The sequence below is a fragment of the Gordonia sp. NPDC057258 genome (assembly GCF_042668985.1).
Taxonomy (GTDB): Bacteria; Actinomycetota; Actinomycetes; order Mycobacteriales; family Mycobacteriaceae; genus Gordonia; species Gordonia hongkongensis.
Genome location: NZ_JBHUXZ010000027.1, coordinates 37,885 through 61,230 on the forward strand (window position 1 = coordinate 37,885; position 23,346 = coordinate 61,230).

Annotated in this window: 23 protein-coding genes; 11 read left to right on the forward strand and 12 right to left on the reverse strand. The window is 68.8% G+C overall.

The window, feature by feature from the left end:
• Positions 1-181 precede the first annotated feature (181 nt).
• Together ACFUEJ_RS17585 and ACFUEJ_RS17590 are read right to left on the reverse strand one after the other, a co-directional pair.
• Positions 182-697 carry a DUF1003 domain-containing protein gene (locus ACFUEJ_RS17585; RefSeq protein ID WP_055475028.1) on the reverse strand — a complete coding sequence of 172 codons (516 nt, stop codon included), beginning with the start codon at positions 695-697 and terminating at the stop codon, positions 182-184.
• Positions 694-2,040: a magnesium transporter MgtE N-terminal domain-containing protein gene (locus ACFUEJ_RS17590; RefSeq protein ID WP_055475027.1), complete on the reverse strand. Its 1,347-nt coding sequence runs from the start codon at positions 2,038-2,040 to the stop codon at positions 694-696. The genes ACFUEJ_RS17585 and ACFUEJ_RS17590 overlap by 4 nt, the downstream gene beginning before the upstream one ends.
• A gap of 135 nt (positions 2,041-2,175) precedes the next feature.
• On the opposite strand from ACFUEJ_RS17590, the gene ACFUEJ_RS17595 reads away from it, so the two are divergent.
• The 5 genes from ACFUEJ_RS17595 (at position 2,176) to ACFUEJ_RS17615 (ending at position 7,528) form a co-directional block, all read left to right on the forward strand.
• Positions 2,176-2,664, forward strand: a complete 489-nt coding sequence (locus ACFUEJ_RS17595; RefSeq protein ID WP_055475026.1) for a general stress protein — start codon at positions 2,176-2,178, stop codon at positions 2,662-2,664.
• A 220-nt stretch (positions 2,665-2,884) separates the two neighbouring features.
• Positions 2,885-4,297, forward strand: a complete 1,413-nt coding sequence (locus tag ACFUEJ_RS17600; RefSeq protein WP_175404349.1) for an extracellular solute-binding protein — start codon at positions 2,885-2,887, stop codon at positions 4,295-4,297.
• Positions 4,294-5,514, forward strand: a complete 1,221-nt coding sequence (locus tag ACFUEJ_RS17605) for a sugar ABC transporter permease (RefSeq protein WP_082652962.1) — start codon at positions 4,294-4,296, stop codon at positions 5,512-5,514. The genes ACFUEJ_RS17600 and ACFUEJ_RS17605 overlap by 4 nt, the downstream gene beginning before the upstream one ends.
• Positions 5,515-5,518: 4 nt before the next feature.
• Positions 5,519-6,349, forward strand: coding sequence for a carbohydrate ABC transporter permease (locus ACFUEJ_RS17610; protein WP_055475025.1), 831 nt, complete (start codon positions 5,519-5,521; stop codon positions 6,347-6,349).
• 3 nt (positions 6,350-6,352) lie between these two features.
• Positions 6,353-7,528 (forward strand): ABC transporter ATP-binding protein, encoded by a 1,176-nt coding sequence (locus ACFUEJ_RS17615; protein ID WP_058252713.1) that lies wholly within the window; start codon positions 6,353-6,355, stop codon positions 7,526-7,528.
• A 28-nt stretch (positions 7,529-7,556) separates the two neighbouring features.
• Here the strand turns inward: ACFUEJ_RS17615 and ACFUEJ_RS17620 are convergent, their stop codons facing one another.
• Both ACFUEJ_RS17620 and ACFUEJ_RS17625 read right to left on the reverse strand, forming a co-directional pair.
• Entirely contained in the window at positions 7,557-8,414 is an 858-nt protein-coding gene (locus ACFUEJ_RS17620) for a hypothetical protein (protein ID WP_055475023.1), read from the reverse strand.
• Positions 8,404-9,093 (reverse strand): metallophosphoesterase, encoded by a 690-nt coding sequence (locus ACFUEJ_RS17625; protein WP_068969932.1) that lies wholly within the window; start codon positions 9,091-9,093, stop codon positions 8,404-8,406. Before ACFUEJ_RS17625 ends, ACFUEJ_RS17620 begins: the two co-directional genes overlap by 11 nt.
• A gap of 58 nt (positions 9,094-9,151) precedes the next feature.
• On the opposite strand from ACFUEJ_RS17625, the gene ACFUEJ_RS17630 reads away from it, so the two are divergent.
• From ACFUEJ_RS17630 to ACFUEJ_RS17640, 3 genes are all read left to right on the forward strand, one after another.
• Positions 9,152-9,745 (forward strand): suppressor of fused domain protein, encoded by a 594-nt coding sequence (locus tag ACFUEJ_RS17630; RefSeq protein WP_068969931.1) that lies wholly within the window; start codon positions 9,152-9,154, stop codon positions 9,743-9,745.
• A gap of 159 nt (positions 9,746-9,904) precedes the next feature.
• Positions 9,905-10,621: a HemK2/MTQ2 family protein methyltransferase gene (locus ACFUEJ_RS17635; RefSeq protein ID WP_137810056.1), complete on the forward strand. Its 717-nt coding sequence runs from the start codon at positions 9,905-9,907 to the stop codon at positions 10,619-10,621.
• On the forward strand, positions 10,618-10,821 hold the full coding sequence (locus tag ACFUEJ_RS17640; RefSeq protein WP_058252716.1) for a CDGSH iron-sulfur domain-containing protein: 204 nt from the start codon (positions 10,618-10,620) through the stop codon (positions 10,819-10,821). Before ACFUEJ_RS17635 ends, ACFUEJ_RS17640 begins: the two co-directional genes overlap by 4 nt.
• A 39-nt stretch (positions 10,822-10,860) precedes the next feature.
• Here the strand turns inward: ACFUEJ_RS17640 and ACFUEJ_RS17645 are convergent, their stop codons facing one another.
• The 3 genes from ACFUEJ_RS17645 to ACFUEJ_RS17655 all read right to left on the reverse strand — a co-directional run bounded on the left by ACFUEJ_RS17645 (position 10,861) and on the right by ACFUEJ_RS17655 (position 13,830).
• A complete protein-coding gene (locus tag ACFUEJ_RS17645; protein ID WP_137810086.1) occupies positions 10,861-11,898 on the reverse strand; it encodes an iron-containing redox enzyme family protein in 1,038 nt (345 codons plus the stop codon).
• A gap of 140 nt (positions 11,899-12,038) precedes the next feature.
• On the reverse strand, positions 12,039-12,698 hold the full coding sequence (locus ACFUEJ_RS17650) for an endonuclease (RefSeq protein WP_065632810.1): 660 nt from the start codon (positions 12,696-12,698) through the stop codon (positions 12,039-12,041).
• 46 nt (positions 12,699-12,744) lie between these two features.
• The gene (locus ACFUEJ_RS17655) at positions 12,745-13,830 is read right to left on the reverse strand and encodes a magnesium and cobalt transport protein CorA (protein ID WP_058252770.1); all 1,086 of its coding nucleotides are present in this window, start codon (positions 13,828-13,830) and stop codon (positions 12,745-12,747) included.
• A 42-nt stretch (positions 13,831-13,872) separates the two neighbouring features.
• Between ACFUEJ_RS17655 and ACFUEJ_RS17660 the strand changes: the two genes are divergently transcribed.
• Complete coding sequence (locus tag ACFUEJ_RS17660) at positions 13,873-14,493, forward strand: MarC family protein (RefSeq protein ID WP_058252719.1); 621 nt, start codon at positions 13,873-13,875, stop codon at positions 14,491-14,493.
• Positions 14,494-14,551: 58 nt separating this feature from the next.
• Positions 14,552-15,502: a glycine betaine ABC transporter substrate-binding protein gene (locus ACFUEJ_RS17665; RefSeq protein WP_388030858.1), complete on the forward strand. Its 951-nt coding sequence runs from the start codon at positions 14,552-14,554 to the stop codon at positions 15,500-15,502.
• Positions 15,503-15,591: 89 nt separating this feature from the next.
• On the opposite strand, the gene ACFUEJ_RS17670 is transcribed toward ACFUEJ_RS17665, so the two are convergent.
• Entirely contained in the window at positions 15,592-16,422 is an 831-nt protein-coding gene (locus tag ACFUEJ_RS17670) for an SDR family oxidoreductase (RefSeq protein WP_058252721.1), read from the reverse strand.
• Between the two features lie 26 nt (positions 16,423-16,448).
• On the reverse strand, positions 16,449-18,011 hold the full coding sequence (locus tag ACFUEJ_RS17675) for an NAD(P)/FAD-dependent oxidoreductase (protein ID WP_137810059.1): 1,563 nt from the start codon (positions 18,009-18,011) through the stop codon (positions 16,449-16,451).
• Between the two features lie 191 nt (positions 18,012-18,202).
• On the opposite strand from ACFUEJ_RS17675, the gene ACFUEJ_RS17680 reads away from it, so the two are divergent.
• Positions 18,203-18,787: a TetR/AcrR family transcriptional regulator gene (locus ACFUEJ_RS17680; protein WP_240198985.1), complete on the forward strand. Its 585-nt coding sequence runs from the start codon at positions 18,203-18,205 to the stop codon at positions 18,785-18,787.
• Positions 18,788-18,917: 130 nt separating this feature from the next.
• On the opposite strand, the gene ACFUEJ_RS17685 is transcribed toward ACFUEJ_RS17680, so the two are convergent.
• The 3 genes from ACFUEJ_RS17685 to ACFUEJ_RS17695 are packed head-to-tail and all read right to left on the reverse strand — an operon-like array spanning position 18,918 to position 23,313.
• Complete coding sequence (locus ACFUEJ_RS17685; RefSeq protein WP_137810060.1) at positions 18,918-20,336, reverse strand: condensation domain-containing protein; 1,419 nt, start codon at positions 20,334-20,336, stop codon at positions 18,918-18,920.
• Positions 20,337-20,342: 6 nt separating this feature from the next.
• Positions 20,343-21,839, reverse strand: a complete 1,497-nt coding sequence (locus tag ACFUEJ_RS17690; RefSeq protein WP_277244450.1) for a condensation domain-containing protein — start codon at positions 21,837-21,839, stop codon at positions 20,343-20,345.
• Positions 21,840-21,855: 16 nt separating this feature from the next.
• On the reverse strand, positions 21,856-23,313 hold the full coding sequence (locus tag ACFUEJ_RS17695) for a condensation domain-containing protein (protein ID WP_277244449.1): 1,458 nt from the start codon (positions 23,311-23,313) through the stop codon (positions 21,856-21,858).
• Positions 23,314-23,346 lie beyond the last annotated feature (33 nt).

A 23,346-nucleotide genomic window follows, 5' to 3' on the forward strand; every position in this document is an offset into this window, starting at 1 on the left:
TCAACACACACTTCTGCCCCCGAGAACGCGGCGATGCTCACCCGCGGCCCAGGTCCAGAGCCGCTCACATGGATGTGTCGGAGAATCTCGTCGCGCCGTGACAGACGCCGGGATCCGGTCCGAACTGTGACCCACCATACATATGGGTCTGACGTCCCAGACACGAACCCGGCTTTTGGTGTCAGTGATCCTTGGAACCGCGGCGGCCGGATTCGTCGCCGGCGGGGGCGCCGAGCCGTTCGGTGAGTTCGTCGAGCAGGTCGTCCAGTTCTTTGCGCAGGTAGTCGCGCGTGACGGTGTCGCCGACCGCGAGACGGACCGCGGCGAGCTCCCGGGCCAGGAACTCGGTGTCGGCCTTCGTCTGGGCGGACCGCATCCGGTCCTCTTCCAGCGACACCCGGTCGCGGTTCTCCTGCCGGTTCTGGGCCAGCAGGATCAGCGGCGCCGCGTACGCCGCCTGCGTCGAGAACGCGAGGTTCAGCAGGATGAACGGGTACGGGTCCCACTGGATCGACACCGCGACCAGGTTCAGCACGATCCACACGATGACGATGACCGTCTGGATCGCCAGATATCGTCCGGTGCCCAGGAACCGGGCGATCCGCTCGCTGTACATCCCGACGACGTCGGAGTCGAGATTGAACGAGATCGTGCGGCGGGTGCTGGGGGTGTCGAGCTTGCGTCCCGGTTCGCTCATCGGATCCGCACCTGGGGGCCGCCCGATGCCGGTTCCGGGCCACTCCCGACGCCGTACCCGTCGGCCTCGACGACGTCCTCGGGTTCGGTCTCACGCCAGTCGCGCGGCAGGATCTCGTCGAGCAGGTCGTCGACGCTCACCGCGCCGAGCAGGTGGCCGGCCTCGTCCACGACGGGGCCGCACACCAGGTTGTAGGTCGCGAAATATCTCGTCATCGTCTCCAGGGAGTCCTCGGGATGGAGTTGGGCGAGGTCGGTGTCCAGGATGCCGCCGACCAGGTGCGCGGGCGGTTCCCGGAGCAGGGCCTGCAGATGCACGCATCCGAGATACTTGCCGGTCGGTGTCGAAGTGGGCGGGCGGACGACGAACACCAGACTCGCCGCGGCCGGCGTCAGGTCGGGGTTGCGGACCCGGGCGAGGGCCTCGGCGATGGTGGTCGATGCGGTGACCACGATCGGCTCCGAGGTCATCACGCCGCCCGCGGTGTCGGGGGAGTGCAGCAGGAGTCGGCGGAGGGGCTCGGACTCCACGGGGTCCATCTCCTCGAGGAAGGCCTCGGCCTCGGTGTCGGGCAGTTCGCCGAGGAGGTCGGCGGCGTCGTCGGGGTCCATCGCCTCGAGGATGTCGACGGCGCGGTCGCGTCCGAGCGCGGCCAGCACCTCTTTCTGGTCGTCGGGCGGCAACTCCTGCAGCACGTCGGCGAGCCGTTCGTCGTCGAGGGCCGAGGCGATCTCGTCGCGTCGTTTCGCGGGCAGTTCGCGCAGGGCGTTGGCGACGTCGGCCGGGCGCATGCCCTCGAACTGCAGGAGGGCCTGCGCGACTCCTTGTCCGGGCAGGTTCAGCGAGCTCTGGGTGATGCCCTGCACGCTGGACCACTCCACGACCTGTGTCTCGTGGCGCCGGCGCAGGCCGCGACGTCCCGCCCGGATCGCGACGCGGGAGACGACCCAATCGCGGGTCCGGGTCTTCTCGATCCCGAGGTCGATCACCGTCACGTCGGCGTCGGCGAGCTCGGGGAGATCCGGATCGACGACCCGGACGTGGGTGTCGAGGACCTGTCCGATGGCGAGCGCCTCGCCGGGGCGCAGATGGAGTCGGCGGAGGCTCACGGTGCCGGTGTTGAGGGCCACGGCCTGGGGCTCGATCGCGGTCACCCGCAGCATCGGCACGAAAATCCTACGCCGAGTGGTCAATTCGACCGCGAGACCGAGGACGCGCGGTTGCTGCCCGGACATGCGGATCGAGATCACCACGTCGCGGACGCGTCCGATGGACTCGCCGTCGGGACCAAGGACGGCCAACCCGACTAATCTGGCCACGAACACCTTGCTCACCGACGACATGGGAGTAAGGGTAGTGCCATCGGTGCAACGGAGGCCGACGGCAGACACGAACGCCCACCGGTGGGAGACCAGTCCCACTGTCGGGTCTCACCGCGACGTTCAGCACTGGAGTCTGACAACAGGGAAGGCCCCGATATGACCAATCCCATGCGCCCGAGCCGCGAGACGCCGGGACTCCCCACCCCGCCCAAGGGCTGGCCGATCGGTTCGTACGGAACCTACGCCGAGGCCCAGCGCGCGGTGGACTTCCTCTCCGACGAGAACTTCACTGTCCAGGACGTCACCATCGTGGGCGTCGATCTGATGCAGGTCGAGCGGGTCATCGGCCGGCTGACGTGGGGCAAGGTGATCGGCGGCGGGCTGGTCTCGGGTGCCTGGCTCGGCTTCTTCTTCGGCTGTCTGGTGGCGCTCGTCTTCGCCGGTTCGCCCATTGCGCCCATCCTGGTGGGCATCGTCGGCGGCATGGTCTTCGGTGTGATCTCCGCGACCATTCCGTACGCGGCGACCCGGGGCCAGCGGGATTTCGCGTCGACCATGCAGCTGGTCGCCGGCCGCTATGACGTGCTGTGCGACCCGAAAAGCGCAGAGAAGGCGCGCGACATGCTCGCCCGTCTCACCTTCTGACGTCGCCTCCCGCGGTCGGACACGGAGCGATCACAATCGCCCGCGGAATGGCACGCCCATGCCGAATGTGTTGCATGTCACGAATCCTCACGTATAGCGTTGCTCTTCGGACGCTCACGGCGGAGCACCGCTGCGGCGCCGCGTACGACATCGAGGAGGCTGCGTGCGGAGCAGGGTCAGCACGGACGGATCCATCAGCACCGACGGATCTACCAGGCGCGTGAGACGAAAGGTCCTCGCCGCGGCGGTGGCAGCGGTGGCCATGCTGCCCGTGCTGTCCGCGTGCGGCTCGGGATATGAAGCGGGCGTACTCAATTTCTATCCGCCGGCCGACGGTGCGGACACCTTCGCCGAGATCGGCGACAAATGCTCGGCCGATTCCGGTGGTGCGTACAAGGTCGTGACCACCCCGTTGCCCAAGGGCGCCGACGATCAGCGTTTGCAGCTCGCACGGCGCCTCGCGGGCAACGACAGCGGGCTGGACCTGATGGGCATGGACGTGGTGTGGACGGCCGAATTCGCCGACGCGGGTTGGATGGTGCCGGTCCCCGACGCCATGGCCGCCGAGGTGTCGGCGCGCACCCTGGGCGGTCCGCTCGACACCGCGGTCTGGAAGACCGACGACGACGAGCGGGAACGGCTCTACGCCATCCCGTTCTCCACGAACACCCAATTGCTCTGGTACCGACCGGATGTGCTCGTCGAAGACGTCGACCGCCGGCGCCCGGCGTCGACGTGGAACGGCATGCTCGAGGACGCGCTCGTCAGCGGTCGCAACGGCGGACCGACCTACATCATGGTGCAGGGCAGGCAGTACGAAGGCCTGATGGTGTGGTTCAACTCGGTACTCGCCAGCGCCGGTGGGCAGATCGTCGACCCGGACGACCCCGACAAGGTCACCCTCAACGACACCCCCGAACACCGCGCCGCGACGGTCCGCGCACTGGAGACGCTGAAGCGGGTCGCCACCGCGCCCGGTGCCGATCCGTCGCTGACCAACTCCGACGAGGGCGCCGCACGGCTCGGCATGGAGAGCGGTGAGGCCCTGTACCAGGTGAACTGGCCGTTCGTCTTCGCCGGGATGCGCGAGAACGCCGTGGCGGGCAGCGTCGCCTTCCTCGACCTCACCGAATACGCGAACCTGTACGCGGACACCGCGAATCCGCCGACCCCGGCGCAGGTGGTCCCGCTCAACCGCGAGATGCGGCGGGTCTTCGATTTCGCGCCCTATCCGGGCTTCGAGGGACTTCCCACCAAGACGACCCTGGGCGGCATCAACATCGCCGTCGCGAGCACCTCGCAACAGCAGGACCTCGCCTACCAGGCCGCCGAGTGCATCACCAGTGAGGCATCGCAGAAGGCGTTCTCGTTCAGTGCGGGTCCGCCGCCGGTCATCGAGTCCATCTACGACGACGCCGATTTCCGCCTCGCGTACCCGATGGCCGACGAGATCAAGCGGCAGCTCGAACCCGAGCACGCTGCTCTGCGGCCGAAATCGCCCGACTATCAAGCAATCTCGACGCTGCTGCAGGCCAAGTTGAGCCCGGTCGGCGCCTGGGAGCCGGAGGCCCTGGTCGACGAGCTCGCCGAAGCGGTCCAGAAGGCCATCGACGGGGAAGGGCTGGTCCCGTGAGCGACAACGACACTCCGCGCAACGACGCCGAGAACGCGGGCGGCAACCCCGACGACGCGGGGTTCCGCGCCGGGCGACACGCCCTCCCGGATGATGCCCCACCCCAAACCGGTCCGATCCCGATCGTCGGTGACACACCTCCGGTGCAGTCCGATCAGGTGTGGACCGCTCCGCCGGGAGGTCGGCACGAGGTGACCGCGGCGTCGTCTCACACCGACCGGCCCACCCCGGATCCCGCGCCCGCCTCGCTGTCGAAGCCGGCGACCGGGACGGGCGGGGGCACCGCGGTGATCGATCGGCCCCGGGCCGACACGCCGCCGGCCGCCCCGCGCAAGCGCAGCGAGGGCAAAACCGCCGAGCGCCGGCTGGCCTTCTGGCTCGTGGCGCCGGCCGCACTGATGATGCTCTTGGTCACCGGATACCCGATCGTGTACGCGGTCTGGCTGTCGCTGAACAAGATGAGCCTCTCGGCGCCGGGGGAACGCGAGTTCGTCTGGTTCGCCAACTACGCCACCGTCCTCACCGACAACTACTGGTGGACGGCCTTTGCCGTCACGGTCGGCATCACGGTCGTGTCGGTACTCATCGAACTCGTGCTGGGCATGGCGATCGCGCTCGTCATGCACCGGACGATCTTCGGGCGGGGCACCATCCGCACCGTCGTCCTGATCCCGTACGGCATCGTCACCGTGGCGGCGGCGTTCTCCTGGTACTACGCGTGGACGCCGGGCACCGGATATCTCGCCAACCTGCTACCCGACGGCACCGCACCGCTCACCGAGCAGTGGCCGTCGCTGGCGATCATCGTCCTCGCCGAGGTCTGGAAGACGACGCCGTTCATGGCCCTGCTCCTGCTGGCCGGCCTCGCGCTCGTCCCGGACGATCTGCTCAAGGCGGCCCAGGTCGACGGCGCCGGGGCGTGGACGAGACTGTGGCGCATCATCCTTCCGCTGATGAAGCCGGCGATCCTGGTGGCGCTGCTGTTCCGCACACTCGACGCGTTCCGCGTGTTCGACAACATCTACGTCCTCACCAGCGGGTCCAACAACACCTACTCGGTGTCGATGCTGGGTTACGACAATCTGTTCGGCGCCTTCAATCTCGGCGTCGGCTCGGCGATCTCGATTCTGATCTTCATCTGTGTCGCGATCATCGCGTTCGTGTTCATCAAGGGGTTCGGCACCGCCGCACCGGGTTCCGACGACGAGGGGAGGTAAGCCGTTGAATGCGAGCGGAAAGTCCAAGGCCTGGTGGTCGATCGCCAACATCCTGGTGATCCTGTATGCACTCATCCCGCTGCTGTGGATCATCAGCCTGTCCTTCAAGCCGGCGAGCAGCGTGACCGACGGGAAGTTCTGGCCGAGTGAGTTCACCCTCGACAACTACAAGAGCATCTTCGAGACCAGCGCCTTCACCTCGGCGCTGATCAACTCGATCGGCGTGGGTCTGATCACCACGGTGATCGCGGTGCTCCTGGGGACGATGGCGGCCTATGCGGTGGCCCGCCTGGACTTCCCGGGCAAGAAGCTCCTGATCGGTGCCGCGCTGCTGATCGCGATGTTCCCCCAGATCTCGCTGGTGACACCGCTGTTCAACATCGAGCGGGCAATCGGGTTGTTCGACACCTGGCCCGGCCTGATCCTGCCCTACATCACCTTCGCGCTGCCGCTGGCGATCTACACCTTGTCCGCCTTCTTCCGCGAGATCCCGTGGGAGCTGGAGAAGGCCGCCAAGATGGACGGCGCCACCCCGTGGCAGGCCTTCCGCAAGGTCATCGCACCGCTCGCCGCCCCGGGCGTCGTGACGGCGGCGATCCTGGTGTTCATCTTCGCCTGGAACGACCTGCTCCTGGCCCTGTCGCTGACGTCGACCGAACGGGCTATCACCGCGCCGGTGGCGATCGCGAACTTCACCGGCAGTTCGCAGTTCGAGGAACCGACCGGGTCGATCTCGGCCGCCGCGGTGGTCATCACCATCCCCATCATCATCTTCGTGCTCTTCTTCCAACGTCGAATCGTGGCCGGCCTGACCTCCGGCGCCGTGAAGGGATAACCCATGGCAGACATCGTTCTGGACAACGTCTCCAAGCAGTATCCCGACGGCTCGACCGCCGTACACGGGGTCGACATCGAGATCGCCGACGGCGAGTTCGTGATCCTGGTGGGCCCGTCGGGATGCGGTAAGTCGACGACGCTCAACATGATCGCCGGACTCGAGGACATCTCCGGCGGCGAGCTGCGGATCGGCGGGGAGCGGGTCAACGAGCGCGCACCCAAGGACCGCGACATCGCGATGGTGTTCCAGAGTTACGCGCTCTACCCGCACATGTCGGTGCGCGAGAACATCGCCTTCCCACTGACTCTCGCGAAGATGCCGAAGGATCAGGTGGCCGCGAAGGTCGACGAGGCCGCGCGCATCCTCGACCTCGGGCAGTACCTCGACCGCAAGCCGGCCAATCTCTCCGGCGGTCAGCGGCAGCGCGTGGCGATGGGCCGGGCGATCGTGCGCTCCCCGAAGGCGTTCCTGATGGACGAGCCGCTGTCGAACCTCGATGCGAAGCTGCGCGTGCAGATGCGTACGGAGATCTCACAGCTGCAGCAGCGCCTGGGGACCACCACGGTGTACGTGACCCACGACCAGACCGAGGCGATGACCCTCGGTGACCGGGTCGTCGTGCTGCGCAACGGGTATGTGCAGCAGATCGGTACGCCGCAGGAGCTGTACAACAATCCGACCAACGTGTTCGTGGCCGGTTTCATCGGCTCCCCGGCGATGAACTTCCTGTCCGGTCGCCTCGGCAGCGAGGGTATCGAGACCGCGATCGGCACCATCGTCCTCGACGACCATCGTGCGGTGGTCTCCCGTGCCGGAGACGTCGGCAGTGGCGGCGACGTGCTCATCGGCATCCGGCCCGAGCACCTCGAAGACGCGTCGCTCGTCGACTCGACGACCCGTGGGCACGGCGGGACCTTCACCGCGAACATCGACGTGCTCGAGTCGATGGGGTCCGACATCTACGCCTACTTCGGCGTCGGGTCGAGCCGGGCGTCGAGCGACGCCCTCGCGGAGTTGTCCGCCGATTCCGGAACCGATCTCGGCGGCAACCAGTTCATCGCCCGACTGTCCCCGGACTCGAAGGTGAGCCGCGGCGGTTCGGCGGAGCTGTTCTACGACGCGTCGAAGATCGCGGTGTTCGACCAGAGCTCGGGGCAGTCCCTGCGCGTCCGCTAGTGTCCCGCCTGTCCCTGCAGGCGTCGGCTCAGCGCCGGCGCCTGCGGGAGTGGTCGAGCAGTTCGTCGAAGACGTGTTCGTCCCAGATGTGCCTGCGCACAAGCCGATACCGTTCGCAGGCCACCCACATGTACAGCTCGGCGTCGCTGTCGAGGTCGGGCCGGATGCCCGCCCGGCGCGCCATCCGCACGACCGGCAGGAACTCCTCACCGAACCAGCGCCGAGCGGTCTCGGTGCGGTTGAGGAACTCGCCGATCTCCTGGCTCAGGCGAAATCCCCACGCCTCGACGTTCTCGGCGAGTTCGGCGTAGTCGAACGGGAAGCTGAGTCGGATGGCCTCGGCCTGGGACCCCTCGAGCGGCACGCGTGACAGGAAGATCCGACGATGGTCCTTGAGGACCAGGTCGGAGGTCGCGGTGATGCCCTCGGGGGAGATGCGCGTGTGGATCAGGGTGACGTAGGCGTCGATCGTGACCCAGTTCCGCGCGATCGCGATGGACACGCGGTGATGGCCGTCGATGACGAAGTGCATCGATCCGATCCGGTACAGCTGTACCGGAGGGACGGATTCGCCGCGGCGTTGCGCGGCCGCCAGCCGCTGCCAGCGCTCCCGGCCGCGCGACGAGGTGGGCCGGAAGTAGCGGTCGAAATCCTTGGTGCGGTCGACACTTCCGACGATCGAGGACACCTCGACGACCTGCAGTCCGAGTGAGGTCTCCCCGGTCCGTCCGAGCGCGGCGACGACCTCGTCGAACGGGAGGATGGTGTTCACGTCGGCGGGCTGACGCATGAACCACTGCGCGAGCCGCGCGCGTTCGGCCTGGCGTCGCATCCGGGCGAAGTCGTTCTCCGCGTCGGCGTCGGGAAATCCGGTGTCACGCGCCATGTCTGCGCCTCACGATCTCGACCTCCCGGGTGGCGGGATCGAAGTCGAACTGGCAGTAGCCGACGACGTTCATCGAGGTCGTCGAGGAGCCGATGGGCAGATCAGCCGGTCGTTCGCCGTACGGATGGACGTGGCCATGGACCAGCAGCGCCGGTTGCAGCGACCGGACCAGCGGGTGGAAGCAGTCGAAACCCCGGTGGGGCAGATCGTCGCGGTCGCCGACGCCGCGGGCCGGGCTGTGCGTGAGCAGGATGTCGGCGCCGCGGGGAGGTGACAGGGCGGTGGTGCATCGCAACCGGAGGGACCGCAACCGCTGTTGGGTGTCGGTGTACTGGTTGGTGCCGTTGTTGTAGCGGCGGCTGCCGCCGAGGCCGCTGATGCGGAGTCCGGCGACCGTCACGGTCCGGCCGTCGGCGTTGACCGCACCGCACGGTCCGGGGTCCTCGACGGGGAGTCCGGCGCGCGTCCAGCCGGTGCGGCCGCGGCGGTACCCGCGCAGGTCCCGGTCGTGATTGCCGGGCACGAACACGCACGGCGCGTCGCACAGGGACGACAGGATCTCGAGGTACTCGAACGGGAGGTCACCCGCACCGAGGATGAGGTCGGGCCGGGACTCGATCCCCACCCCGAAGGTGAGGGAGTCCACCACCTCGTCGGCGACCGCCAGAACCCGGACCATTGCTCCAGGCTAGAGGAGCACCCCGGGTCCGTGCGCCGGAGTCGGTAGCCTGTCGGATGTGAGCGAAGCCGTGACTGAGGTCGTCGGACGATTTCTCGAAGACCGGCTGGGGGCGACTCCCCAACGTGCGTCGGTGACGTTCCTCGGTGTCGAACCGATCGACGTCCTGCGGTTCGTGCCCGACGAGGCCGGCGATCGGGACGAGGTGGTCTACGTGACGTCGGGGTGCGCGCGGCACCCGATGTCCGATCCCACCGACCTGCACGCCGATCCGGTCCGCGGACCCCGTGCCGAACTCGTCGTGCGCGTGTCGTCGGGAACGCCGCTGCCCGGTCTGCACAAGCGCATGGCGACGCTGGCGGCCGCGCCGGCGGTCGAGGGCCTCGTCATCGCCGCCGATGCGCTGGTCGACCTCGGCGAACCCCTGTGGGACGGTTCGCCGTTCACCGCGGTCCTGCTCGAGGCGGACGAACTCGGGACGGTCGAGCTGCCCACGCCCATGGACCCGGTCAGCATGCTCCGGGCGGTGCCGATCACCGCCAACGAGGCCGCGTGGGTCCGACTGAAGGGTGCCGACGCACTCCGCGAGGCCTGGCGTGAGGCGGGTATCGATGTGCGGCGGCCGGATCGGGCCTCGGCAACACCGGCCTGACCGGCCGGCGAATTCCCGGCGCACTCATCCGCATCGAGGTTTCGGAACGTATGACAGAGGGAACATCTGACCAACTGAGCACGGTCCGTCTGAGAAGTGAGGGTGCATGGAGTCACGGGGAGCAGGGACCATCGGCACGACGAACGGGCGGTGCCCGGCGTGACCATCACCTCATCGTCGCTTCCCACAGCGACCGCAGCGCTACCCGAGCTCGATGTCTACCTGCCACAGCAGGACACTCAGCTGTTGATCGACACTCTCCGATCCCGCGGCGTCTCCGGGGCCCGCGTGCTCGATCTCTGCACCGGCAGCGGCGCCATCGCGATAGCGGCCGCAAGGTCGGGTGCGTCGCACGTGACCGCGGTGGACGCATCGGCGGACGCGGTTGCCTACGCTCGGCGCGCGGCAGCCGACACCGGCGTCCGGATCGAGGTGGCGCACGGTGATCTCCGGCGCCATCAGGGTCGCTACGACGTCGTCACCTGCAACCCCCCGTATGTTCCGACCCCACCGGAGTCCGAGTCGGAGCTGCACCCGGCCGGCCCGTCTCATGCGTGGGACGCCGGACCCGACGGCCGAGCCGTCCTCGACCCGCTGTGCGCACGCGTTCCCGAGTTGCTGGTGCCCGGCGGAGCTTTCGTGCTGGTCCACTCGGAATTCGCGGACTCCGACGCCTCGCTGCGCGCCCTGCGCGCCGGGGGACTGACCGCAGAGGTGGTGGCCGAGCGGGTCATCCCGTTCGGTCCGGTCCTCACCGCACGCGCGGGCTGGATGGAAGAGTGCGGCATGCTCGAACGCAACCGTCGCATCGAGCGTCTCGTCGCGATCGTCGCCGTCGCCTCGGATGGTCTCGCCCCGGCCGGAGCGTCGCGGTGAGCGGGGACAAGAAACCCAATGCGGTGCGGGTGATCCGAGGCGGACCCGTCCTGGTGTCCGGTCCGGTCGACATCGAACTCCCCGACGGCGCCCGGGTGCAGTCCGACCGGTTCATGGTCGCGGTGTGTGCGTGCGGTCGGAGCAAGAACTACCCCCTGTGCGACACCAGCCATCGCAAGAAGCGCCGCCGCGCGACCTGACGGCTCACGAGCGCCGCCCGAACGAGCGCCTTGCCCGGATCAGATACCCGGGAAGGCGCTCTTTCCGTCGTCCCACGCGGACAGCACATGCCGGTCGAGGGCGTCCTCGACGAACAGGAAGGCGCGGATCCCGAAGATCACATCGGCTTCGGTGTCCGGCTCGGTGCGGACGAGATCGCCGACGACATCGGTACGCAGGATCTGCTCGTGCACGGCATCGGCCTCGACGTGTTCGCGATAGAACCGCCGGCACGCCTCCGGTGCGTCGAGCTGCTCCAAACCGGCCAGCAGCCGCTGCGAACCGGGCGGCGAGGTGATCTCGGTGGCGGCCAGATGCCCGACCGCAGCGCCCCGGTAGCGCCGGTGTAGTCCGAACAGCGACATCAGATTGACCGGCGTGAGGGCGACGCCGGGAACGGTGTCGAGGTAGCCCAGGTAGTCGGCGCTGAGATCGGAAGCGCGAAGCAGATCGGCGAACAGCTCCTGATGCACGGCGTCGCCGCGTCCGCCGCCGAATTCGTCGAACTCGACGGCGACGTAGGCGGCCTTGGCGTGCCCGCGCAGACGTGGGATCGCGAAGGCGTGCGGGTCGGCCTCCTTGAGGTGGTACAGCGAGCGCAGGGCGAACAGCTGCCGGTACTGCTCCCACGTCCCGGCGTCGCGGAGCCGGTAGGAGGCGCCGTCACCGTCGGGGTTCTCGATGCACAGTTCTTCCATCTCGTGCTCGGCGGAATCGTCGGCGGTCATCGCCGGGACGTCGCGATGCAGAGCGGCGAGGAATCGCTGCTCGAGGGCGACCCGAACCGTGAGCAGGGCCGGACTCCATTCCCAACCGGCGTCGGCGTCGACGAACCCGACGTAGTGCATCTCGTAGCAGAGGTACAGCGCGAGCTGCAGATCGTCGCCGTAGGGGTCGGCGTCGACGACCCTCGGGTCGTCGGCCGGCAGGTCGAGGACCGACGCGGACGCAGGGTCACCGCGGAGGAGATCGATCACCATGGCCGAGAGCGATCCGCGCGCACCGGGCAACAGGGGGCGTCGGAAGGCCGTGTCGTGCGGCCTCGGATCGTCGACCATCGGGTCAGCTGACACCTGGGAGTCCTCCTGTCGGGTACGGGCGTCGGGCACCGCGGTGCGCGGCGGACGCCGGCTCTCCTGGGTAACCGGATCGGGGACGGCACAAACCATCACCGGGTGGTTGTGACCGTCGTCCCAGCCTAGGCCCGGTTGTCGGATCCGGCGATCTCCGCGCGCAACTGCTTGTCGAGCGAGACACGCACCAGCGCCGCTGCCAGCACCTCGGGCCGGCCGTCGGCGAGATCGGCGAGCCGTGCCGGGTCCTCGGGTAGTCCGAGGTCCCGGGCGGCGGCGAGCGCGCGTTTGTCGAAACGCGGTGCGACCCACTCCCACACCGACTGCACCTCACGCAAAAAGATGTCGGCCCCGACCGGACCGATGCCGGTGAAATCCTGGAGCAGTTCCGCCGCGCGGGTGGGGTCGGAGTCGGCGTCGTCGGCGAGCCGACGGAGATCGCCGTGGTAGTCGTCGAGGACCTTCTGCGCCGCCTCGCCGAGGCGGGTGGCGGTGCTCTCGTCGTAGCGGACGTAGTGGCCGCGGCCGAGCGCGTCGACCAGCTTCTGCCAGTCGGCGCGGGCCATCTTCTCCGGGGTCCGGTAACCGGCGGTGAACAGTTCGCGCGCGGCGGCCACCGCGATGTCCGCGGAGATCCGCGTACTGAGGAGCAGGGCGAGCACCAACAGCTCGAAGAGCGGTGACGGCGTGTTCTTCAGCGTGATGCCGGCGTCCTGCGCGTAGGTGCGGCCGGCGCGGTCGATCAGTTGTCGCGCCGTGTCCTCGGCGTGGTCCGTGCGGGTCATCGAAGCCGGTTACCCACGCCGGTGCGTGGGCAATCCCAGTCGCGGGTCACAACCAGTGACTGCGCCGGAACACGACGAACAGCGTCGCGCAGAGGGCCACCAGACAGCCCAGCACGACGGGATAACCCCACTCCTGGTGCAGTTCGGGCATGTGGTCGAAGTTCATGCCGTAGATCCCGGCGACCATGGTCGGCACCGCGGCGATCGCGACCCATGCCGAGATCTTGCGCATGTCGGTCGACTGCTGGATACCGACCTTCGCCGCCGCGGCCTGCAGGAGGGAGGTGAGCAGCTCGTCGTACTCGAGGACTCGGTCGATGACGGTGGTGAGATGGTCGGCGACGTCGCGGAACTGGCGTCGGATCTCTTTGGGCACCAGCGGGTTACCGCTTGCCGTGAGACTCTGCAGCGGGGCCGCCAGCGGTGTCACCGCACGACGGAGTTCGAGCACCTCGCGCCGTAGGAGGTAGACGGGATCGATGTCGAGTGCGTGACCCTGCCGACCGAACACGACCTCCTCGATCGCCGCGACATCGGCGTCCATCCGGTCGGTGACGGCGAGGTAGCTGTCGACGACCTTGTCGGCGACGGCGTGCAGCACCGCGGTCGGGCCGAGGGCCAGACGCTCGGGGTGCGTCTCCAGGCGACGGCGCAGTTCCGACAGTTCGGTGTGCTCGCCGTGGCGCACGGTCAGTACGAAGTCCGGCCCCGCGAAGACCATGATCTCGCCGGTCTCGACGACCTCGCTCGCCTTGGCCATCGTCTCGTGCTCGATGTACTGCACGGTGCGCAGGACGAGGAACTGGGTGTCGTCGTAGACCTCGAGCTTCGGCCGCTGGTGCGCGTGTACCGCGTCTTCGACGACGAGTTCGTGAAGGCCGAACGTGGCGCCGACGTCGGCCATCTGAGCGTCGTCGGGGGCGTGGAGTCCGACCCATACGAAGCCCTCGCCGGCGGCCCGCACCCGGGCGAGACCTTCGGTGTAGCTCACCCGTCCCGGTTGCCGGTGGCCGTCGACGTACACCGCGCAATCGACGATCGCCCGCGCCACGGGGACGCGGATCTCGGGGAGCGGGCGGCGCTCGCGGCGCGGTGACAACCCGCGCGGACCAGGCCGGGGGATCGAGGGCACGAGTGCCGATGCTACCCGGCGGGCCCCGTACACTCTCCGAACGTGTCCTTCGACGTCACGGTGTACACGACGACGTTGATCACGCTGCTCGTCATCATGGACCCGCCTGGCCAGATCCCGCTGTTCCTCAGCCTGGTCGGTCAACGCTCGCCGGAGTACCGGCGGCGCGCGGCCTGGCAGGCGCCGCTCGTCAGCCTCCTGGTGATCAGTGTGTTCGCCGTCGCCGGCAAAGCCATCCTGAACTATCTCCACATCGGGATCCCGGCGCTGCAGGGCGCCGGCGGTTTGTTGTTGCTGCTCGTGGCGCTGCAATTGCTCACCGGCCTCGGCAACGCCGGCAAGCCAACGGCCGCCGACGACGTCAACGTCGCGCTCGTGCCGCTCGGCACCCCGCTGCTCGCCGGACCGGGTGCCATCGCCGCGGTCATCGTCGGTGTGAGCGGCGTCGACGCCGGATCGGGTGGTTATCTGGCCATCGCGGCAGCCATCGTCAGCGTTCACCTGGTGGTGATGTTGGTCCTGCGCTATTCGACGGCGCTCATCCGCATCCTGGGCATCGGCGGCATCACGCTACTCGCCAAGATCGCGGGCCTGCTCCTCGCCGCGATCGCCGTGCAGCTCATCGCCGACTCCGTCATGGGATTCATTGCCGAGGGAGCGTGAGCCGACCCGGGGACCCGCCTCGTTCGGACGTGGGACGTGCTGCGGATACGGTGGCGGGGTGACTGAACGTCGTGTCCGCAAACGTCTCATCACGGTGGCCGGTCTGATCGTCGTCCTGGCGGTGGTCATCGCCGGGTGCGCCGACGACTCGTCGTCTCCACCGCGCGGGGTGGTGATCGGCTCGTCGGAGGACCCGGCGATGCGCGTGATGGCCGAGGTGTACGCGGGAGCGTTGCGCAATTCCGGATCGGTGGTGTCCGGTGACCAGCTCCGTGGCGACGCGCCGGCGCTGCTGGACGAGATGGACCGCGCTGCGCTCGATCTCTTCCCCGCCTTCACCGGGGAACTGCTGACGTTGTTGTCTCCGTCGTCTACCGCGATCGGCGCCGAGGACGTCTACAACGACCTGAACCGCGCACTCCCGCAAGGGGTTTCGGTCGGCGATGAGACGCCGGTATCGGCGGCGCCGCAGATCTTCGTGTCGACGGCCCTCGCCGGGGACGTCGGCGCCACCGGACTCGAGGACTGCGGCCGACTGCCGGCGGGCCTGCCGGTCGTGGCCGTCGCCGAACCCGATGACTCGACGATGCGTGCCTTCGCCGACGCCGGTTGTGCCTTCGGTCCGGTCGAGGTCACCGCCACCGGAGAGGAGGTGCTCCGACGTGCCGCCGACGGCGGCGCGGTCGGACTGCTGACCCCCCTCGAGATCGCCGGCGAGGACGCCGACGGGGCGTCGTCGGAGGTCCAGGCGCTCCGCACATCACCGGGTGGCGGCGACACCGCGGACGGTGCCGCGGCTGCCGAACCCGCGGACGAGTCGGGTCCGCGGGCGGAGGTGCTGGTCCCGGTGTTCCGTTCCGCGGCGCTGAACCGCGATCAGGTGAAGGCCATGAACAAGGTGGCGGGCGAGATCACGACCGCTGATCTCGCCACCATGGCGGCCGAGGTCGACGGCGGTGCGGACCCGCGTGAGGTCGCGCTGGCCTGGCTGGGCGAACACGGGCTGTAGCAGCGCGGCGAAGACGCCGTGCCGACACGACGGGTGACACCGACACGCCCCGACCGCGTGTCGGTGTCACGACCTGTGTGATCCGGCGTCTAGCGCGCCTTCGACAGCGCCCAACCGGTGAGCTTCGCCGACACCCACTGGTACTTCGAGGCGACGAGGCGCACCGACAGGTCCAGGATCTTGGCGTCGGTGCCGACCAGGATGCGTGCCTTGTTCTTCCGGACGCCCTCGATGATCACCTCGGCCGCATCCTCACTCGTCATCCGGGCGAGGTAGCGGTCGAAGAACGCGGCCGTGGCCTTCTGGTCGTGATCCCCGGACACGGTGGCGTTCCGGGCGATCGCGGTCTTGATCCCGCCGGGATGCACACACGACACCTCCACCGGGTGCTTGGCGATGATCATCTCCTGCCGCAGCGCCTCGGTGAATCCGCGCACCGCGAACTTGGCGGAGTTGTAGGCGGCCTGGCCCGGTTCGGCCAGCAAGCCGAACAACGACGAGGTGTTCACGATGTGCCCGTCCCCGGACGCGATCACGTGCGGCAGAAACGCCTTGGTGCCGTTGACGACTCCCCAGTAGTCGACGTCCATCACCCGTTCGATGTCCTTGAACTCGGTGCGCTCGATCTCACCGTGGTGGGCGATGCCGGCGTTGTTGAACACGACATTGACCACGCCGAAGTGCTCGGCGACGGTGTCGGCGTAGGTGAGTACCGCTTCGCGCTCGGCGACGTTCAGCAGCTGCGAATGCACCTCGGCGCCGGCCTCTGTCACCAGCTTCTCGGTGACGGCCAGGCCGTCGGGGGTGACGTCGGAGATGGCCAGCCGCGCACCGCGACGCGCGAGCTTGACGGCGATGTCACGGCCCATTCCCGAACCGGCGCCGGTGATCACGACGACCTTGCCGCGAAAGTCCTTCATGTCTTGTCTCCTGTGGGTGGGTTCGGTCAGGCGTTGGCGGTGGCGGGCGACGCGATGTCGTCGCCGGTGGCGGAAGCGGCCGGCACCGCGGGTGCGGCGGATCGCCGGGCACCGCGGGTCACATCGTAGGCGGCGACGTCGAAGGAACGGGTCGTCTGCCGGAACGCGAAGGTGAAGCCCGGCCACAGCGTGGTGATGTTGCCGTTGGCGTCCTTGTACCAGGAGGCACACCCGCCGTTCACCCACACGCTGTTGCGCAGCTTGTGCTGGATTCCGGCGTTGAACTCCTGCTGGGCGGACAGCTTCACCTCGGTCCGGGTGATCCCCAGCGCGCGAGAGGTTTTCAGATAATCGACGAGGTAGTTCAGCTGCGACTCGATCATGTACACCATCGAGGTGTGGCCCAGCCCGGTCGACGGGCCCACCATCAGCATCATGTTCGGGAAGCCGTGGACGAACGAGCCCTTGTAGCCCTGCATACCGATCTCGTTCCACACCTGCGCGAGGCTGCGGCCGTCCTTGCCGATGATCTTCTCGAACACGGGGGAGTCGGTGACGTGGAATCCGGTGGCGACGACGATCACGTCCACCTCGCGGACGGTGCCGTCCTTCGACACGATCCCGGTCGGGGTGATGCGGTCGATGCCGTCGGTCACGAGATCGACGTTCGGGCGGGCGAGGGCCGGGTACCAGTCGTTGGACCGCAGGATGCGCTTGCAGCCCACCTGGAAGGTCGGGGTGGCCTTGCGCCGCAGCTCGGCGTCGCGGCCGATGCCGCGCAGGATGTTGGCGCGGCAGAGCAACTCGACCGGCTTGAGGGCCTTGGGGGAGTAGGTCAGACCGAACGCGACGACCTCGTTGGCGGCGTAGATGCCACCGCGGACCGCGGACTGGTACCCGGGGACGTTCTTGTAGGCCCAGTGCTCGACGGAGCTGTAGGCGCGCTCGGTGCGGGGGACGATCCACGGTGCGGTCCGCTGGTACACGTCGAGGCGCCCGGCGACCTTCGCGACCTCGGGAACGAGCTGGATCGCCGACGCACCGGTCCCGATCACCGCGACGCGCTGCCCGCCGAAGTCGTGGTCGTTGTCCCAGCGCGCGGAGTGCACGATCTTGCCCTCGAAGGACTCGATGCCCTCGATGTCGGGGAGGTTGGGCTCGCAGAGCGGGCCGACACCGCCGACCAGGACTCGTGCCCGCACCTGGTCGGTCTTGCCGTCCTGCAGGGTGTCGATGATCCAACGGCCCTCGTCCTCGTTCCATGCGGTCCGCGTCACCTCGGTGCCGAAGCGCGCCTTCGCGCCGATTCCGAACCGGTCGGCGACCCCGTTGATGTAGTCGTGGATCTCGGGCTGGTGAGAGTAGGACCGCGACCAGGTGGGGTTCTTCGCGAACGAGAATGAGTAGAGCTGCGAGGGGACGTCGCAGGCCGCGCCCGGGTAGGTGTTGTCGCGCCAGGTCCCGCCGAAGTCGCTGCCGCGATCGAGGAGGACGAAGTCGTCGAAACCGTTCTGCTTAAGACGGACCGCGGCGCCCAGACCCGAGAAGCCGGCACCGATGATGGCGATCTCTACATCGTTCGTTGTCATGGTGTCACCATAAGGTGGTACTGAACACGTGTCAATAGCTATTGAACAACCCTCAATAGAGGGTAGGCTGGCCGCGTGGCCAGTAGACGAGGATGTGCGCGGTGTCGGTGATCAACGGCAAGACGATCAGCGGCGAGACGACCGGCGACGACGGAGGTGACCACCGGCGCGCGCCGCACAAGCGCACGCGCATGAGTCCCGAGGCACGTCGTGACCAGCTCATCGACTACGGGCTCGCGATGGTCAGGGACCGGCCGTTGGAGGAGATCACGATCGACGCAATCGCCGATGCCGCCGGGGTGTCGCGCGCCCTGCTGTTCCACTACTTCGCGTCGAAGCAGGAGTTCCACGTCGCGATCGCACAGGCCCAGGCCGACCGGATGCTCGCCCGCACCGAGCCGGACGAGTCCCTCGGCGACCCGATCGCCATCCTCTCGGCATCGATGGCCGCGTTCGTCGACTACGTGAGCGAGAACCGCACCGCCTACACCGCGCTGATCCGCGGGGCCTCGAGTTCGGACGCCGCGATGCGCGAGGTCTTCGACCGCACCCGGGAGGTGATGGTCGCCCGCGTGCTCGACCACGCACCCGTGTTCGGGGTCGAGGTGACCCCGGTCGTCGTGATGAGCGTGCACGGCTGGATCGCGTTCGTCGAGGAGACGACGATCCGCTGGCTCACCGCCGAGCCGGTCGACGCCGAAGCGCTCACCCGGGACGAACTGCTCGCCCTGATCACCGCCGCGCTTCCCGCCCTCGCGGCGGCGACGATCCAGTAGAGGCCGGGGACCGGGTTCAGATCCGCTGACCGCCGACCGGTCCCGTGTCGCGGGTACCGGCCGGCACCGATCGGCCGCGCAGGAGCAGGCCGAGAGCGACCATCCCCTCGCGACCTCGCAAACCTGGTGGTCAGAGACCGACCACGTGCGCGGTGTCCGCGCCTCCGTCCAGCTCCTCGATGTCGGTGTCGCCGGCCGCCGCCAGTTCGACGCCCGCTCGCAGAGTACGGATCAGCTCGTCGGTGAACCGGCGGATGGTGCGGTGCGCGGTCAGCGTGTCGGGGTGCCGGGCCCGCAGCGCGAGTCCGTCGTCCGTGCGCGAGATCCAGAACTGCGCGTCGTCGGCGGTGGTCGCGTTCGAGATGTGATGGGCGTCGATGGTCCGGTGTCGGTCGGCGCCGGGCAGCAGCCGGTAGTCGACATAGGACACCATGAAGATGTCCGAGCGTGTGCGACGGAGTCCGCCCATCGCCTCGATCACCTGTGGGACGGGAACCTCGCCGAGCGTGACCGCGCGACGGAGTTCGGGCCCGGTACGCCGGATCGTCCCCAGCAGATCGCCGGTGCCCACGACCCGCAGCGGGGCATTGGTGGTGAACCATCCGACTGCGTTGCGCCATCTCTCTTCCCGTCGCGTGTGCATCGGGAACAGAAGGGGCAGTTCGGGTCCGCCGCCGCAGCGGCGCACGGCGTCGGCCATCGCGGCCAGCGTCCCGCCGAACACGCTCGCGCCGCTGCGCCGGCACAACTCGGCGAACTGCTCCGTCTCCCGCCGGCCGAGGAGTGCGCGCACCTCGGTGGCCTGTGGCGCGGTGGCGCCGGGTTCGACCCCGAGATCCAGCGGGAAGGTGGGCAGTGTGCCGTCCCGGTCGTCGAAGAACCGGAGCCACCGGCGCATCCGCGGGTCGGACAGTGCGACCGGGGGCGCTGTTGACTCCGCGGCGCAGAAGTCGACGAAACTCCCGCTCATCGCCAGGGTGGAGGGATCGAAAAGCTCTCCGTGGCAACGGTATCCGTCGTACAACCGGTGCAGGTCGTCGATGACGATGGAGATCGAGTAGGCATCCACATGGCAGTGGTCGAATCCGCAGATGATCGTCGACGCGTCGTCGCGGTCGATCGCCGCGAACAGGAACGCGGGGTAACCGAAGGGATGACACGCGTGATCGAGGGTGTCGCGAAGCCGGTCGCGTAGGACGGTGTCGGCGGTCGTGTCGACCACGCTGCCGAGGTGCAGGACGAGGTCGTCCGGATCGTAAGCGTGTCGCCGGATTCCCGTGGGACCCGCCGAGAACGACGACCGCAGGGTGCCGTGCCGGGCGATGAGCGCCCGGTAGGCGGACCCGAGCGCCGCACGGTCCACGCGCCCGCGGACGGTGAACGCGGCGGCCAGCCACGTACTCGAGTCACCGGCCGTGGCCAGGTGCACGGTCTGGTTGAACGACGGTGGTACGTCGGACATCTCGGGCCGGGCGGCCGAGACGTCCACGGTCCAGGTCAGCAGCTCGCCGGCGGGTGGGTGGTAGCGATCGATGGTGGTGACGTGCACGCCCGCTCACGCTCCTCTGCGTAGCGCCGAGTCGGTGGGCGGGGCAGATCGCCCGGAACCGGCCGCCGGCGCCTGGATCCGCCGGTCGCCGGTGGCGGCGATGTCGGTCATGATGTCGCGTAGCCGCTCGTAGTAGGGGCGGGCCACCGACTCGGCGAAGGGCGTGCCCGGGATCTGACTACCCAGGTAGAGCTCGTCGTGATCGCGATTGATCCACGCCGACGCGTTGGCCGTGCGCCCCTCCCCGGTGAACAGCGCACCGCGCCGGAAGGCCTCGCGCGAGGAGCCGGGAAACCAGCGAAAGTCGATGTACGACAACAGGTTCGGTGCGGTGATGATCGCGTCCGGGGTGGCCCCGGCGGCGGCGATGGCGGCCAGTGCGGCGGCGACCGGGACGGCGGCCAGGTCACGAGCGCGGCGACGGGCCGCATGGGCCGCCGGGATCAGTTCGGAGAACGTCGACGCGCCGGCGAGGGAGAACTCGACCGGGGCGAAGTTGCAGAACCATCCCTGCGACGTCGCGTACCCGTCGAGCGCGGCACGCGTGTTGAACACCGTCATGCCGTAGTAGTCGTCGGCGCCGGCCAGTTCGCGGTCGGCGACGGCGATGGCGGCGTAGATGCCGTCGACGAACCGACCCCCCGCCGCCCGGCAGACGGCGTCGAAGGCGACGATGCCGCCACGATCGAGCAGTGAGACCTCGACCCCGGCCACCTGCGCCGTCTCTCCCGGCCTCAGGCCGAGGTCCAGTGGGAAGCGCGGCATCTGCAGGTCGTGGCGTCGGAAGATGTCCTGCCACGCCCTGGTCTCGGGCGACCCGGCCAGATGCTCGGCGGTCACCTCCGCTTCCGCGGCCGCGTAGGCGAAGTAACTCCCGGCGGCCGGCGTCGCGGGGTCCGGCTCGGGGCGGCCGTGCCCGTTCGGCCGGATCAGTTCGGCGTAGATCTGCGCGATCTCGTCGAGGGCGAGGGCCTGTGAGGCGCCGTCGGAGAGCGCGTGATCGCACGCCAGGAAGATTGCGAAGCCGCCCGGGCGGCGGACGGCCCCGAAGGAGAAGCCGGGGAAGGAGTCGCTCGGGGTCTCGCGGTCGAATCGGTCGACGAGATAGGGGTGGATGTCCTCGGTGCTCGCCAGTTCGCCGTCGACGTGTGCCTCGAACTCGATGTCGAACGGGTCGACGACATGGGCGGCGACCTCTCCGTCGCGGCATTCGAACCAGGTGCGCAGCACCTCATGTCGCCGGACGAAGAGCGTCAGGGCGGTCCCGAGTGCCGCGGTGTCGAGGTCGCCGTCGATCTCCGTGCCCGATCCCAGGTATCCGCGATGGGTACGGCCCGCGGCCCGTGCCACCGCAGCTCCGCGGACGTGGTTCTGGGCCAGGAAGGTCACCGGTGCGGTGTGGACGGGTGTGGCCGCCGCGGCCGCGCGGCACGCCTCGGTCGGATCGAATCGCACGGCGGTCCCCGGTTGTGGGCGCCAGTTGCCCATGGCCGTGATTCTCATCGGGTCCTCTCGTCGGTCATGCGGGGCGGGCGCCGTCGATCGCGGTGGCGCCGGCGAAGTTCGCGTGGGTGTAGGAGGACAGGGGCAGTCCGGTGCCGGTGGTGGCGAGCGCTCGCAGCACTGTTGCGTAGGTCGTGAGGAGGTCGCGGATGCTCGCGTCGGCGGGGTCATGGCCGGGATGCCGGGCGGACAGGGTGATCCCGCCGGGTACACGCGCGATCCAGAGGTAGACCTCGCGGTCCGACCGTGAGCCGCCCCGCAGGATCTGCGCGCGGGCCGCCTCCCATTCGGCCGCCCCGGGGACGTGGCGGATGTCGAGATACGACACCACGAACTCGGGTTCGCCGCCGGTACCGAGCAGTTCGACGATGCGCTGGTAGGGGAAGGACGGCAGATGGCGCACGGTGTCGATGGCGGCCGCGGTCGCGTCGAGCGCGTCGTCGAACGTGTGGGCGGCGGTGAGGTCGACCTCCAGAGGCGCCAGACCGACATACCAGCCGACCGACCCGGCATACCGTGCCTCGGATCGGGTGTGCATCGGCATCGTGAGCCGCAGCGTGTCCCGGCCGGTGAGTGCGCGGAGGGTGACCGCGAGGGCGGCGAACACCGCGGTCTGGGTACCGTGTCCGCGCGCACGCGCCGCCGAGGTCATGAAGGTCGCCTGGTTGTCGGTGGCGACATACTCGGAGATGCCGCGCTGGCGCGGGGTGCGCGCACGGTCCCGGGTCTGCAGGTGCGGACGGACCAGCGGGAGGTCGAAGCCCGGGGTCTCGGCGGAGCTGTCCAGGAAGGCGCGCCATCGTGCGACGACGGGGTGATCGACGGTGAGTCCGAGTCCCACCGCCCGATCGTGGACGCTGAAGTCGAGGTGGCTGCCGACCTCCGCCATCTCGGTGGACGAGCCGCGCCGTGGGGAGAGGTAGAGCCGGCGGATCTCGCTCATGCTCAACAGGATCGAGTACGCATCCATCACCACGTGGTCGGCGGCGAAGGCGACGGTGAAGCCGCGCTCGGACTCGATCGTGGCCACGATGCAGTGCGGCCACCGCGTCGGCGCGAGCCTGGTGTCGAAGACCGCGGTGAGCAGCTCGCGGACGTCGTCTCCCGAGTCGAATCCGCCGACCGCCTCGGCGTCGACGCCGAGATGCGCACCGCGGTAGGTGCGGCGGCCGTCGTGCGGGTCGTCGGCTGTCGGGTCCGAGGTCGAGCGGAGGGCTTCGTGCCGGGTGATCCACCCCCGCAGGCAGGCATCGAAGTGCTCGTCGTCGAGATCATCGTCGATCTCGAAAATGGCCCCGAGCCAGGAGGTCTCGTCGGAGTCGTAGGCGGTCGACCGTCGTATCGAGGCGGACTGGTCGTAGGTGAACGGTCGCGGATCGGTGTGCCAGCCCGCGGAATCCGCGCGTGTGGTCGGTGTCCAGATCGTCACCGTCCCGGGCGGGACGGGATAGTCGGACAGTTCGGTGAACTTCATTCGCGGTCGTCCATGCGTCGGTCATCCGTTCTC

What these genes read in the sequence shown, in the direction of transcription:
- ACFUEJ_RS17585 (WP_055475028.1), bottom strand. Translation starts at nt 697, where the DNA reads ATGAGCGAACCGGGACGCAAGCTCGACACCCCCAGCACCCGCCGCACG.
- ACFUEJ_RS17590 (WP_055475027.1), bottom strand. Translation starts at nt 2,040, where the DNA reads ATGTCGTCGGTGAGCAAGGTGTTCGTGGCCAGATTAGTCGGGTTGGCC.
- ACFUEJ_RS17595 (WP_055475026.1), top strand. Translation starts at nt 2,176, where the DNA reads ATGACCAATCCCATGCGCCCGAGCCGCGAGACGCCGGGACTCCCCACC.
- ACFUEJ_RS17615 (WP_058252713.1), top strand. Translation starts at nt 6,353, where the DNA reads ATGGCAGACATCGTTCTGGACAACGTCTCCAAGCAGTATCCCGACGGC.
- ACFUEJ_RS17620 (WP_055475023.1), bottom strand. Translation starts at nt 8,414, where the DNA reads ATGGCGCGTGACACCGGATTTCCCGACGCCGACGCGGAGAACGACTTC.
- ACFUEJ_RS17625 (WP_068969932.1), bottom strand. Translation starts at nt 9,093, where the DNA reads ATGGTCCGGGTTCTGGCGGTCGCCGACGAGGTGGTGGACTCCCTCACC.
- ACFUEJ_RS17645 (WP_137810086.1), bottom strand. Translation starts at nt 11,898, where the DNA reads ATGGTCGACGATCCGAGGCCGCACGACACGGCCTTCCGACGCCCCCTG.
- ACFUEJ_RS17650 (WP_065632810.1), bottom strand. Translation starts at nt 12,698, where the DNA reads ATGACCCGCACGGACCACGCCGAGGACACGGCGCGACAACTGATCGAC.
- ACFUEJ_RS17670 (WP_058252721.1), bottom strand. Translation starts at nt 16,422, where the DNA reads ATGAAGGACTTTCGCGGCAAGGTCGTCGTGATCACCGGCGCCGGTTCG.
- ACFUEJ_RS17675 (WP_137810059.1), bottom strand. Translation starts at nt 18,011, where the DNA reads ATGACAACGAACGATGTAGAGATCGCCATCATCGGTGCCGGCTTCTCG.
- ACFUEJ_RS17680 (WP_240198985.1), top strand. Translation starts at nt 18,203, where the DNA reads ATGAGTCCCGAGGCACGTCGTGACCAGCTCATCGACTACGGGCTCGCG.
- ACFUEJ_RS17690 (WP_277244450.1), bottom strand. Translation starts at nt 21,839, where the DNA reads ATGAGAATCACGGCCATGGGCAACTGGCGCCCACAACCGGGGACCGCC.
- ACFUEJ_RS17695 (WP_277244449.1), bottom strand. Translation starts at nt 23,313, where the DNA reads ATGAAGTTCACCGAACTGTCCGACTATCCCGTCCCGCCCGGGACGGTG.